Genomic DNA, 12341 nt, shown 5'->3' with positions numbered 1-12341 from the left:
ATCCTACTTACGGACCAGACTATGACTCAGCGAAATCTCACATTCGGCATCATGCTGCACGGCGCTGGCGGCCACATGAATTCGTGGAAGCATCCCGCAGGGCCCGCGGATGCCAGCGTCAACCTGGATTTCATCACCGGCGTCGCACAGAAGGCCGAGGCCAACGGCGTCGCGTTCGCGTTCGTGGCCGATGGGCTCTACATCAACGAGAAGTCGATTCCTCACTTCCTGAACCGCTTCGAGCCCATCTCGATCCTTTCGGCGCTCGCGACATCGACCTCGAAGATCGGCCTCGCCGGCACGCTGTCGACTTCGTACAGCCATCCGTTTACGGTGGCGCGGCAGTTCGCTTCGCTCGATCTCATCAGCGGCGGGCGCGCGGGATGGAATGTCGTGACGTCGCCGCTCGAAGGTTCCGCGAAGAATTACGGCGGTCAACATCCGGACCACGAACTGCGCTACGAGATCGCCGACGAGTATCTGGACGTGGTGCAGGGACTGTGGGATAGCTGGGACGACGACGCATTCGTTCGCGAGCGCGAGAGCGGCCGCTTCTTCGACCGGGACAAGCTGCATACGCTCGATCACAAGGGACGGTTCTTCGAAGTCGCCGGGCCACTGAACATCCAGCGCTCGCCGCAGGGACAGCCGGTGATCTTCCAGGCCGGTTCGTCGGACTCGGGGATCGCGCTCGCCGGCAAATACGCGGACGCGGTGTTCACGCATTCGCCGTCGCTCGAAGAAACCAGGGCGTTCGCCGACCAGGTGCGCCAGAGCGCCGTCGAGCACGGGCGCGCGGCGACCGACGTGAAGATATTCCCGGGCGTCGGACCCATCGTCGGCGCGACGGCGGACGAAGCGGAGGCGAAGTATCGCGCGATCCGCGACCTGCTGACCATCGACGACGCGCTCGCCTATCTGGGGCGCTTTTTCGAGCATCACGACTTTACGCAATACCCGCTCGACGAGCCGTTCCCGGAGCTCGGCGAGCTTGGATCGAACAGCTTCCGTTCGACGACCGACCGCATCAAGGCCAATGCAAAACGCACCGGTGCAACATTGCGCCAGCTCGCGCTCGAAGTGGCCACGCCGAAGACGCAGTTCATCGGCACTGGCGAGCAGATTGCCGATGAGCTGATCCGCTGGTTCGACGCCGGCGCGGCCGACGGCTTCATCCTCGGCTTTCCGGTGCAGGCAGAAGGGCTGGACGATTTCGTTCGATACGTGATCCCGGCGCTGGAGACACGCGGACGTTACAGCCGCACGCTGGCCGGAACGACGCTGCGCGATCACCTCGGCCTGCCGCGCCGGGAAAGCCGCTACGCGACCGCGGAAACGGCCTGATGAACGGCATGCAACGCAGGAGGACAGCATCATGAGCGACACCACCCAGCTTGGCGGTCCCGCTCACGCGGTTCATGCGGGAAACGCGATCGGCACCAATGAAGGTCACGACTACGCGCGCTATCGGATCGTGCCGGTGCGGCATCGTGCGCGCACGGCCGCAACCGTGCTGGCCATCGTCCTGCTCGGGCTCGTCCTGAACTCGATACTCGGCAATCCGCGCTGGGGCTGGGGCGTGTTCGCGCAGTGGTTTTTCGCCGAACCGGTGCTCTCGGGACTTGCGCGTACGCTTGTGCTTACGGCGCTCGGCGCGCTCTTCGGCTTTGCGCTCGCGACGCCGCTGGCATTGGCGCGTGTTTCGCGTTCTCCGCTGCTGGCGGGCTGTGCGTGGGCCTTCATCTGGCTGTTCCGCTCGATCCCGCCGATCGTGCTGCTGCTCCTGCTGAACAACCTTGGCTATCTGTACGAGACGATCTGGATCGGCGTGCCGTTCACACACTTCGTGATGCTGACCGAATCGACCACCGATCTGATCAGTCCATTCTTTGCGGCGGTGCTCGGGCTCACGCTGAACCATGCCGCGTTCTCGGCCGAGGCAATCCGCGGCGGAATTCTGTCCGTCGACCACGGGCAACGCGAAGCGGCCGCCGCGCTCGGCTTGCCGGGCGCCCGCCAGGTCAGGCGTATCGTACTGCCGCAGGCGATGCGCTCGATTTTGCCGACCGCCTTCAACGACGTGATTGGTCTCGCGAAAGGCACCTCGGTTGTCTATATCCTCGCGATGCCGGACTTGTTCTACACAGTGCAGATCATCTATCACCGCAACCTGGAGGTGATTCCGCTGCTGATGGTCGCGACGGTCTGGTATCTGATCATCCTGACCGGGCTGTCGGCGATCCAGGTTCATATCGAACGGTACTACGCACGCGGCGCGACGCGCGAGCAGGTGGCGGTGTCGCCGTTGACCGCGCTATTCGGGCGCTGGCGTACCGCGCGTGCTGCTCGTAGCGAAACCCCGGCGCAGTCGGATCGGCAGCATCGCGCGCGCGAGTCGCTGGAACAGGCAACGGGAGGCTGGGCTCAGCAACGCGTCGGCGGCAGGGTTGGGATCCATAACGTGTCGAAAAGCTTCGGCATGCTGAAGGTGCTCGACAACGTCTCGTTGTCGTTCCCGTCGGGCAGCGTTACGGTGATTCTCGGCCAGTCGGGCTCGGGCAAATCGACGTTGCTGCGCTCGATCAATCACCTCGAACGCGTCGACGACGGCTTCATCGACATCGACGGCGAACTCGTCGGGTATCGCCGCGATGGGCGCACGCTCTACGAGTTGAAAGAGCGGGACGTTCTTCAGCGCCGCCGCGACGATGTCGGGATGGTGTTCCAGAGCTTCAACCTGTTTCCCCATCTGACGGCGCTCGAAAACCTTATCGAGGCGCCGCTCGCGGCGGGCGTGCCGCGCGCGCAGGCAGAAGCGGCGGCGCGTGTTCTGCTCGCGCGCGTGGGACTCGCCGGCAAGGCGAATGCGTGGCCGCGCCAGCTATCCGGGGGCCAGCAGCAGCGCGTGGCGATTGCGCGTGCGCTTGCGCTGAAGCCCAAGGTTCTGCTGTTCGACGAACCCACGTCGGCACTCGATCCGGAACTCGTCAACGAAGTGCTGGACGTAATCCGTCAGCTTGCGCGTTCCGGCACGACGCTGATCATTGTCACGCACGAGATCGGCTTTGCGCGCGAGGTCGCCGACACGATCGTGTTCATGGATGGTGGCCGGATCGTGGAGTCCGGTCCGCCGTCGAGCGTGCTCGGTGCCCCGGCTCATCCGCGCACCCGCGAATTTCTTTCGAAGGTGCTCTAAAACGAGTACCGCCAGCGTCTTGAGCAATTCCATGTTGTCATTGATACTGTATGAATGTACAGTGTTGTGCGTGGACGGCTAGCGCGTGCAAGTTTATTGAGCGGAAGCGGGGCGTGCTGAACCTCGCCCCGTCGCGTTATAAAAATTTCGGATGCGCGGGCAAGCCTGCGTTGATGAGAGGAGATTTTTTCAAATGTCTGCGTCACCCATTCAGGCGCGCCATGCCTGAGCAACTCTGGCTGCCCGGACTCGAGGCGCCACCTGTGCCGACAGACGGCTTGTTCTTCGCCGTCTTTCCAGATGCGCATACGGCGGCGAACATCTCGAAGCTGGCGCAACAGCTCTGCGGGGAGACGCGCTCGAAGAGCAAGCCTCTTGCGGCCAACCGTATGCACGTTACGTTGCTTCACCTCGGGAATTTCGCGGGAGGTTTGCCGCCAGCACGGGTGGATGCGGCCATGAGTGCGGCCGCGTCGATCAGAATGGAGCCTTTTAGCGTCGAGTTCGACAGTGCGCTCAGTTTTGCGCTGAAGCCGCGGCCGGGGCCACTGGTGTTGGGTGGCGACGAGGGTGTCGTTGGACTCCACGCGCTTCATGACGCACTCGTATTGGCATTGGAAAACGCTGGATTTGGCGACCGCGCGGTCTCGTCAAATACGCCGTACACCCCGCACGTGACCCTCGCTTACGGCATGCCCTGGGTCGCGACACGTTCTGTCGAAGCCGTCAGTTGGAACGTGCGTGAATTTGCTCTGGTGCACAGCCTGCTCGGGCGTACCCGACACGTTGTTCTGGCGCGCTGGCCATTGGCGGCCGGGTGAATGTACGGATTCGCGTCGGCCGTCGTAAAGTCAATGCGTCGAGGGGTGCCGGACTAGAACCGCACGCCAGTCGCGCAACCGCCGGCAAAGCCGCCGCCGCTTCCGCCCGCACCTCCGCAGAACACGCCGCAGCCTGATAGCGCGGCCGATATCGCAACGGCCGCCAATGTCGTACGTAGGCATCGCTTGAAGGCATGCTTTCGACGCGGCGCAGTCAATGCAGTCAGGCATGGATCGAGGCGTGCGGCGCAAGCTCGAAGGGCAGTGTAGAAGCGGTGGTCGGTGATTCCGGATTGCATAGCGTAAGTGGACTCCATGAAAGGGGGCAGGTGCAGGCGCCCGTTTTCTCGGCGCATGACGAAAGATATTCGTAAGTTTTTGCCGATACGAAAAGCGGTGGCGTTGGCGGCGCCGGCAACCCTCCACCCTAATCCACGCCACGCGCGCGCTCAAATACGCAAAATCTGAAAACCAGGGGGATTCGTCGGTCAGACAGCCAGAACCAGTGCACGCTCCCTGATAGAATGCTTGGGCCGCAACGTAGTGGACTGCAGATGAAATTGCTTGATGCGTTAGTCGAACAGCGTATTGCCGCCGCAGCCGCGCGCGGTGAGTTCGATGATTTGCCGGGCGCGGGCGCGCCGCTGCCCCTGGAGGACGATGCACTGGTCCCGGAGGAAGTGCGCGTCGCCAACCGGATTTTGAAAATTGCAGGTTTCGTGCCGCCGGCTGTCGAGCAGCTGCACGCCTTGCGCGACCTGCAAGCGGAGCTGAATGCCGTGAGCGACCGGGCTGCCCGCTGCCGTCTCCAGGCGCGCATGCTGGCGCTCGATATGGCTCTTGAATCGCTGCGCGGCGGCCCGCTGGTCCTGCCGCGCGAATACTGCCGCCGCATTGCCGAGCGGCTGTCGGAGCGCGTCGGCAACCTCAATTTGGCCGATGCGGGTTCGCAGTGAGCGAGCCGCTTCCCCCCTCCGTCACGCCAGGTCCGGAGTCTGTCGAGTACCGCGAATCGGCTGAGGCGGTCACATTGGCGGCTGCCCAGGCCGGATCCGTTGGTCCCGATGCGCCAGCACTCGCGGCGAGTGATCCAACGCCAACTGCTGCCGCCAGTGGGCGGATCGACACCCCCACGCCAGACGAATCGCCCACACCGCCTGCCTCGGAGCGCGATCGCCGCTTCATGGCGCTCGCCCAGGCCGCTGCCGAAGAGGCCCGCGCAGCCGGCGAAGTACCGGTTGGCGCGGTGCTCGTGCGGGGCGACGAGGTCATCGCCACAGGGTTCAACCATCCGATCGGCGCTCACGACCCGTCGGCACATGCGGAAATGATCGCATTGCGCGCAGCCGCGCAAGCTGTCGGAAATTACCGTCTGCCGGGCTGCGAGCTGTATGTGACGCTGGAACCTTGCCTGATGTGCGCCGGTGCGATCATGCATGCGCGCATCGCACGCGTCGTGTTCGGGGCGCGCGATCCGAAAACCGGAGCGTGCGGCAGTGTCGTCGATGCATTCGCGAATCCGCAATTGAATCACCACACCACGGTGACCGGCGGCGTGCTCGAAACCGAATGCGGCGCCGCGCTCAAATCGTTCTTTGCCGAGCGGCGGCGCGCAAGCCGTGAAGCACGCGCGGCGGCACGGGCCGAAGCGCTCGCCGTAGCCGGCGGCGAAGCACAGCCCGCTGCGCACATCGGAGCACGCCGCGAGACACAGGTTGAAGCACAGATCGACGCGCACGTGGTAGCGCGCAGCGAAGCGCACGCCGAAGCACACGCCGAAGCGCACGTCGAAGCAGACTCCGCAGCACGCAGCGAACCGGGGCCGGCTGAGCCGCTCTAAAACAACAACGTCCAACAGGTCTTGCCAATGACCGTCCATCGCACCATTGAGTTAATCGCGCCGTCCGGGTATCCGCATGATTCCGAGGTGCTGCATCGCGCGTTGCATCGCTTGCATGCGCAGGGGCATCGCGTCGAAGGTGTGGAGGTGACAAGGCGCCGCTACCAACGCTTCGCCGGCACCGACGGCGAGCGTGCCGCCGATCTCAACCGGCTGGCGGACCCCGCGCGTAAGTTGCCCGACATCGTGCTAGCCGTGCGTGGCGGCTATGGCGCGGTGCGCGTCCTCCACGGACTCGACTACGAAGGGCTGCAACGGCGCTTGGCCGAGCAGCCTGTCGCGCTGGTGGGTCATAGCGATTTCACCGCGGTGCAGCTTGCTTTGCTGGCACGCGCCGGCCTGAAAACGTTCGGCGGCCCGATGTTGATGAGCGACTTCGGCGCAGAAGATCTGAGCGAATTCACCATGCAGCACTTCTGGTCCGCGCTGACCGGACCGACCATGACGGTGACGAGCCATGTGCCGCAAGCGCAAACTGCCGACGTGACGGGCATGTTGTGGGGCGGCAATCTGGCAGTGGTGACGTCGCTGATCGGTACGCCGTACATGCCGCCGGTGCAGGGCGGCATTCTGTTCCTCGAAGATGTCAACGAGCAGCCGTTCCGGCTCGAACGGATGCTTTATCAGTTGCACCTGTCGGGCATCCTCGCGCAGCAGCAGGCGCTTGTGCTCGGCGATTTCTCTGGCGGCAAACCGTACGATTACGACAACGGCTACGACCTGCGCGCGATGATCGAGCAGGTGAGGTCGGTGATCCGGATTCCGGTCATTACCGGTCTGCAATTCGGCCATATGCCCAACATGCTGACGCTGCCGGTTGGCGCGGACGCGCACCTCGTCGCCAACGCACACGGATTCAAACTGACGGTATCGGGCTATCCGACCCTCGCCTGAAGCGGCGTGAGGCGGGGAGGCGGGCGTTTGCCCGCTTTATTTTCAAATCAATCACGCAACTAACGGTCAATATTTCAAGACCACACCCGATAGATCCGCCCCACGAAGGCCCCTCACTTTGTTGACAAAAACCGTCACCCATAGACGACCGTCCCATACATTAATTAAACTGATATTGAAGCAGAGTAAGGCCTGCGTGGGCTATCCGCCAAGCCACGCTATGGTCCGGGTGTCTGGATTGTCGAAATTCAAGACAAAAATTGTTGACAATCTTTATGTCCATCCTATGATGACAACCATACCGAGACGCACATCATGTCCGACACAGACTCCGCAGCCGCGAATAGTTCGAAACCCGAAGCGATCGCCGAGCGCATCCGCGCGGCGATCCTCGAGCATCGGCTCGCACCGGGCGCCAAGCTGACAGAAGCACAGTTGTGCGAAGTATTCGGCGTGAAGCGCGGGCCGATCCGGCAGGCGCTCGCGCAACTGGCCACCGACCACCTCGTCGACCTGGAACCGAATCGTGGTGCGTTTGTTGCCAGCCCGTCGCTGCAGGAAGTGCATGAGGTGTTCGAAATGCGCCGGATCATCGAGCTGGCCGTGGTTGAAAAGATTTGCGGCGGTCATGGCATGCGCCGTTTGAAGAGCATTGGCAGCATGATCGGCCGTGAACGCAAAGCGTTCGAAACACGTGATTTTCCGGCGTGGATTCGTCTGTCGGGCGAGTTCCATACCGAGCTGGCCGGGCTCACCGGCAACGCCGTGCTGTGCGATTGCCTGAACGGACTGGTGGCGCGCTCCACGCTGATTTCGGCGCTGTACGAGTCGCTCGGACGCAGCCCTTGCTCGTTCGAAGACCATGAAGCGATTCTCGCCGCGCTCGACGCCGGCGACGCAAAAGAGGCGGCGGCACGGATGTCGCGCCATTTGCAAAGCGTCGAGTTGAAGATGCTGGAGCGCCCCGCACGTGGCGCAGCCGATCTGCATGAAGTGTTCGGCGCACTGAACGGCGCACCGAAGGAAGCTCATGGACCCAAGTCCGCGCCAGGCTGAGGCAGGCGGCCGGTGCGCGCTCGTTGCTGGTGCGCGCCGCACTGAATTGAACTGAACCGAATCAGGCGTTGTAAGGCGGCTCGGCGTGAGCGCTGCCCGCTTGCGCACGCGTGGCCGTCACGGGACGACAGCCTTGGAGTAGTAACGCATCGCCGGGAATCCGCGGCGACAGGCGGTGCGATAACCACAAGTACATCAAGTACGGAGACACCCGCGGCGCGGTCAATGAGTCGGCTCGACCCTCCTGTTTCCCGATCGGGAAGAAGAGGGTGGCTGGCATGGCCGATGCAACATCCTTCGATTTGTTATCGACGGTCCCTATCCCAAGGAGGAATCATGGCTGAGTTCAGCGCAGCGCCCGGCAGTCCCGCAATTCCCACATACGCAGACGGCGGCGCGTCCAGCGATCCGTCGATACCCGCAGGCTACAGCGAGAGGCTGTACAACGAAGACCTGGCGCCGCTGCGCCATCAAACCTGGGGCGCTTACAACATCTTCGCATTCTGGATGTCGGACGTGCACAGTGTCGGCGGCTATGTGTTCGCGGGTAGTCTGTTTGCGCTTGGGCTGACGAGCTGGCAGGTGCTGATCGCGCTGCTGGTCGGCATTACGATTGTCAACCTGCTCTGCAACCTGATTGCCAAGCCGAGCCAGGCGAACGGCGTGCCTTATCCGGTGGCTTGCCGCGCAACGTTCGGCGTGCTCGGCGCGAATATTCCTGCCGTGATTCGTGGCTTGATCGCGGTCGCATGGTATGGAATCCAAACTTATCTGGCTTCGAGCGCGCTGGTGATCGTGGTGCTGAAGTTCGTCCCGCAGCTATTGCCGTACGCGGACGTGCATCATCATGGTTTCATGGGTCTCTCCACCTTGGGCTGGGCCGGTTTCATGTTGCTGTGGGTATTGCAGGCGCTGGTGTTCTGGCACGGCATGGAGACCATCAAGAAGTTCATCGACTTCGCGGGTCCGGCGGTCTATGTGGTGATGTTCATTCTCGCCGGCTACATGGTGTATCGCGCAGGATGGCGAAACATCGGAATCAACCTGGGCGGCGTTAAATATCACGGCATGGAAGTCGTGCCGGTGATGATCACGGCGATTTCGCTGGTGGTGTCGTACTTCTCCGGCCCGATGCTGAATTTCGGCGACTTTTCCCGCTACGGCAAGAGTTTTCGCAGCGTGCAGCGCGGCAACTTCTGGGGGCTGCCGGTCAACTTCCTCGCCTTTTCGCTGGTGACGGTGGTCACGACCGCCGCCACGCTGCCGGTGTTTGGCCAACTGATCACGGACCCGGTCGAAACGGTGGGTCGTATCGACTATCCGACCGCGGTGATTCTCGGTGCATTGACCTTCACGATTGCGACTATCGGCATCAACATCGTCGCTAACTTCGTGTCGCCGGCCTTCGACTTCTCGAATGTCGCGCCGCGTCTGATCAGCTGGCGTGCGGGCGGCATGCTCGCGGCGGTGGCGTCGATCTTCATCACGCCGTGGAACCTGTTCAACAATCCGGCGGTAATTCATTACACACTCGATGTACTCGGCAGTTTCATTGGACCGTTATATGGTGTCCTGATCGTTGACTACTTTCTCGTGAAACGTCAAAAGATCGTGCTCGATGACCTCTACTCGGTTTCTCCGAACGGCTCGTACTGGTACAGGAATGGTGTCAACTACCGCGCCGTAGCTGCATTGCTGCCGGCTGCGATCATCGCCGTGATCTGCGTGATGGTGCCGACGCTCGACGGGCTGGCCAATTTCTCGTGGTTCATCGGGGCCGGATTGGGTGCAGTGTTCTACCGCGCGCTCGCTCGCTGAGCCAGTACTTCAACAGGAGTCGCTATGCGCATCAAACTGATCAATCCGAATACGACGCAACGCATGACCGAGGCGATGGGCCGCTGCGCGCGTGAAGTCGCCGCGCCCGGCACCGAAGTGATCGCGGTCAGTCCGACGATGGGGCCGCCGTCGATAGAAGGCTATTACGACGAAGCGCTCGCGACGCCCGGCTTGCTGGCCGAAGTTATCGCCGGCGAGCGCGAGGGCTGCGACGGGTACGTGATCGCCTGCTTCGGCGACCCCGGGTTATACGCAGCCCGCGAGTTGGCGCGCGGACCGGTGATCGGCATCGCCGAAGCGGCGATGCATGCCGCGAGCGTGCTGGCACCGGGGTTTTCGGTGGTGACCACGCTGGCGCGCACCTGCGGCATGGCGTGGCATCTCGCCGAGCGCTACGGCATGAAGCGCTTTTGCCGCAACGTGCGTGCCACCGACGTTGCCGTGCTGGACCTGGATAAGCCTGGCTCGGCGGCGCGCCGCATCATTCTCGACGAATGCCGGCGCGCGCTGGAGGAGGACGGGTCGGACGCGATCGTGCTCGGTTGCGCTGGCATGGCCGAATTGTGCGCGGAGATCGAAGATGCCCTGGGCGCGCCGGTGATCGAGGGCGTGACGGCGGCGGTTAAATGGACCGAAGCGCTGGTCGCGCTGCGGCTGTCGACCGCCAAGCGGGGCGATTATGCGCGGCCGCTGGCCAAGCGCTATGACGGCGCGCTGGAAGCCTTCAGCCCGACCGATGCGGACCCAAATCCACAGCCGCCTCGCGATTCGGCCGCACGTGCCGCGGAAAGCGCAAATTCGACTGGCTTACTGCGGGTAAACACCACGGAACGCCCGGTGGGGCCGGCTCCGCACATACATCCAGTCTGACACGCACTATCTGCCCGGGTGTATGGGCGCACCCGGGTGTTTTCGCTACACTGGTCCCACTCGGCGCTGGTACCCGAACGCTATTTTGCTGCTGCTTCTGGTGCCGCTACTCAGGGCCGTCTCGGCCCGCGCCGGCATGCGTGAGAGGCAATCGCGGGCAACCGGACACAAGCACACGCATGCAGAAGGCACGCCAACTCCACGTGCATGTCACGTGAGTTTCACGCGAATTTTACGCGAATTTTACGTATCGTCATCACGCTTTCGTCAAACCATGCCACTCGACTCGAACTACCCACGCGATCTGATCGGCTACGGCCGCCACCCGGTGCAGGCGAACTGGCCGGGTCGAGCGCGCGTCGCGGTGCAATTCGTCCTGAACTACGAAGAAGGCGGTGAAAACTGCGTGCTGCACGGCGATCCCGGCTCGGAGCAGTTTCTGTCGGAAATCGTCGGCGCGGCGTCTTATCCGGCGCGGCACATGAGCATGGAGTCGATCTACGAATACGGCTCGCGTGCAGGCGTGTGGCGCATCCTGCGAGAATTCGAAAAGCGCGGCCTGCCGCTCACGGTGTTCGGCGTCGGCATGGCGATCGAACGGCATCCTGATCTGGGGCGCGCGTTCGTCGAGCTCGGTCATGAGATCGCTTGCCACGGCTATCGCTGGATTCATTACCAGGACGTGTCGCCGGAACAAGAGGCGGAGCACATGCGCCTCGGCATGGAAGCGATCGAGCGCATCACCGGCGCGCGCCCGCTCGGCTGGTACACCGGCCGCGACAGTCCCAACACGCATCGTCTGGTCGCCGAATACGGCGGCTTCCTGTACGACTCGGATTACTACGGCGACGATCTGCCGTTCTGGATGGACGTCGACGTGACGGGCGGCGCCAAGAGCCCGCAACTGATCGTGCCGTACACGCTCGACACCAACGATATGCGCTTTGCGAGCCCGCAAGGCTTCAACACCGCGGACCATTTCTTCACCTATCTGCGCGACGCATTCGACGTGCTTTACGAAGAAGGCGACGAAGCACCGAAGATGCTGTCGATCGGCATGCACTGCCGTCTGCTCGGCCGCCCGGGCCGCTTCCGTGCGCTGCAACGTTTTCTCGACCATATCGAACAGCACGATCGCGTGTGGGTGACGCGGCGCGTCGATATCGCGCGTCACTGGCGCGAACATCACCCTTACCAACAAAACAACCGCGGGGCAGCGGCATGAAGGCGATGCAATACACTCTGGATCAACTCAACAGCACCTCGACCGACGCGTTCGTCGCGGCGCTGTCGGGCATTTTCGAGCACTCGCCGTGGGTCGCGGAAATTGCCGCGCAGCAACGGCCGTTTGCCAGCATCGACGAACTGCATAGCAAGATGTCGAACATCGTCGAGACTGCCGGTGAAGAGAAGCAACTGGCGTTGATCAACGCCCACCCGGAGCTCGCCGGCAAGGCTGCGGTGCGCGGCGAACTGACGGCCGAATCCACGCGAGAGCAGAGCGGCGCGGGCCTCGCCCAATGCACACAGGAAGAATTCGACAGGCTGCTGGCGCTGAACAGCGCCTATCGCGAGAAGTTCGGTTTTCCGTTCATCCTCGCGGTGCGCGGTTACGACCGCCACGGCATCATCGCGAACTTCGAGGCGCGCGTGAACAATAGCCGCGCCGACGAATTGCGCGCGAGCCTCGATCAGATCTACCGCATCGCACGTTTCCGGCTCGACGACCTGATCGACGCGTAAGGTTTCAACTACGCGTCGCGGA

At 62.9% G+C, this 12341-nt stretch carries 10 protein-coding genes and 1 pseudogene; all 11 read left to right on the top strand.

The window, feature by feature from the left end:
• The first annotated feature begins 21 nt into the window (after positions 1 to 21).
• The 11 genes and pseudogenes from P3T22_RS12900 (at position 22) to uraD (ending at position 12319) form a co-directional block, all read left to right on the top strand.
• A complete protein-coding gene (locus tag P3T22_RS12900; protein WP_429325154.1) occupies positions 22 to 1344 on the top strand; it encodes an LLM class flavin-dependent oxidoreductase in 1323 nt (440 codons plus the stop codon).
• Between the two features lie 31 nt (positions 1345 to 1375).
• Positions 1376 to 3196 carry an amino acid ABC transporter permease/ATP-binding protein gene (locus P3T22_RS12895; RefSeq protein ID WP_429325153.1) on the top strand — a complete coding sequence of 607 codons (1821 nt, stop codon included), beginning with the start codon at positions 1376 to 1378 and terminating at the stop codon, positions 3194 to 3196.
• Positions 3197 to 3417: 221 nt separating this feature from the next.
• Positions 3418 to 4017 (top strand): 2'-5' RNA ligase family protein, encoded by a 600-nt coding sequence (locus P3T22_RS12890; protein ID WP_429325152.1) that lies wholly within the window; start codon positions 3418 to 3420, stop codon positions 4015 to 4017.
• Between the two features lie 554 nt (positions 4018 to 4571).
• Complete coding sequence (locus P3T22_RS12885) at positions 4572 to 4973, top strand: DUF1992 domain-containing protein (RefSeq protein ID WP_429325151.1); 402 nt, start codon at positions 4572 to 4574, stop codon at positions 4971 to 4973.
• 164 nt (positions 4974 to 5137) lie between these two features.
• Positions 5138 to 5698 (top strand): annotated as a pseudogene (gene tadA, locus P3T22_RS12880) (tRNA adenosine(34) deaminase TadA); the annotation flags it as partial.
• 186 nt (positions 5699 to 5884) lie between these two features.
• On the top strand, positions 5885 to 6811 hold the full coding sequence (ldcA, locus tag P3T22_RS12875; RefSeq protein WP_063495867.1) for a muramoyltetrapeptide carboxypeptidase: 927 nt from the start codon (positions 5885 to 5887) through the stop codon (positions 6809 to 6811).
• Positions 6812 to 7126: 315 nt separating this feature from the next.
• Positions 7127 to 7867: a GntR family transcriptional regulator gene (locus P3T22_RS12870; protein ID WP_429325150.1), complete on the top strand. Its 741-nt coding sequence runs from the start codon at positions 7127 to 7129 to the stop codon at positions 7865 to 7867.
• 336 nt (positions 7868 to 8203) lie between these two features.
• Positions 8204 to 9685: an NCS1 family nucleobase:cation symporter-1 gene (locus P3T22_RS12865; protein ID WP_063495869.1), complete on the top strand. Its 1482-nt coding sequence runs from the start codon at positions 8204 to 8206 to the stop codon at positions 9683 to 9685.
• Between the two features lie 24 nt (positions 9686 to 9709).
• Complete coding sequence (locus P3T22_RS12860; RefSeq protein ID WP_063495870.1) at positions 9710 to 10576, top strand: aspartate/glutamate racemase family protein; 867 nt, start codon at positions 9710 to 9712, stop codon at positions 10574 to 10576.
• Positions 10577 to 10850: 274 nt separating this feature from the next.
• Positions 10851 to 11801 (top strand): allantoinase PuuE, encoded by a 951-nt coding sequence (gene puuE / locus P3T22_RS12855; protein WP_063495871.1) that lies wholly within the window; start codon positions 10851 to 10853, stop codon positions 11799 to 11801.
• On the top strand, positions 11798 to 12319 hold the full coding sequence (gene uraD, locus P3T22_RS12850; protein ID WP_106351861.1) for a 2-oxo-4-hydroxy-4-carboxy-5-ureidoimidazoline decarboxylase: 522 nt from the start codon (positions 11798 to 11800) through the stop codon (positions 12317 to 12319). The genes puuE and uraD overlap by 4 nt, the downstream gene beginning before the upstream one ends.
• The last annotated feature ends 22 nt before the right edge of the window (positions 12320 to 12341 follow it).

The sequence above is a fragment of the Paraburkholderia sp. GAS348 genome (assembly GCF_050434205.1).
In the GTDB taxonomy this organism is placed as follows: domain Bacteria; phylum Pseudomonadota; class Gammaproteobacteria; order Burkholderiales; family Burkholderiaceae; genus Paraburkholderia.
The sequence above is the reverse complement of the archived record's forward strand: the minus strand, read 5'-3'. Positions and strand labels throughout refer to the sequence as shown.

Bases quoted from the DNA above. Each gene is read 5' to 3' on its own strand.
- P3T22_RS12860 (WP_063495870.1), top strand. From the start codon at position 9,710: ATGCGCATCAAACTGATCAATCCGAATACGACGCAACGCATGACCGAG.
- P3T22_RS12865 (WP_063495869.1), top strand. From the start codon at position 8,204: ATGGCTGAGTTCAGCGCAGCGCCCGGCAGTCCCGCAATTCCCACATAC.
- P3T22_RS12885 (WP_429325151.1), top strand. From the start codon at position 4,572: ATGAAATTGCTTGATGCGTTAGTCGAACAGCGTATTGCCGCCGCAGCC.
- P3T22_RS12900 (WP_429325154.1), top strand. From the start codon at position 22: ATGACTCAGCGAAATCTCACATTCGGCATCATGCTGCACGGCGCTGGC.
- uraD (WP_106351861.1), top strand. From the start codon at position 11,798: ATGAAGGCGATGCAATACACTCTGGATCAACTCAACAGCACCTCGACC.
- P3T22_RS12870 (WP_429325150.1), top strand. From the start codon at position 7,127: ATGTCCGACACAGACTCCGCAGCCGCGAATAGTTCGAAACCCGAAGCG.
- P3T22_RS12895 (WP_429325153.1), top strand. From the start codon at position 1,376: ATGAGCGACACCACCCAGCTTGGCGGTCCCGCTCACGCGGTTCATGCG.
- P3T22_RS12890 (WP_429325152.1), top strand. From the start codon at position 3,418: ATGCCTGAGCAACTCTGGCTGCCCGGACTCGAGGCGCCACCTGTGCCG.
- puuE (WP_063495871.1), top strand. From the start codon at position 10,851: ATGCCACTCGACTCGAACTACCCACGCGATCTGATCGGCTACGGCCGC.
- ldcA (WP_063495867.1), top strand. From the start codon at position 5,885: ATGACCGTCCATCGCACCATTGAGTTAATCGCGCCGTCCGGGTATCCG.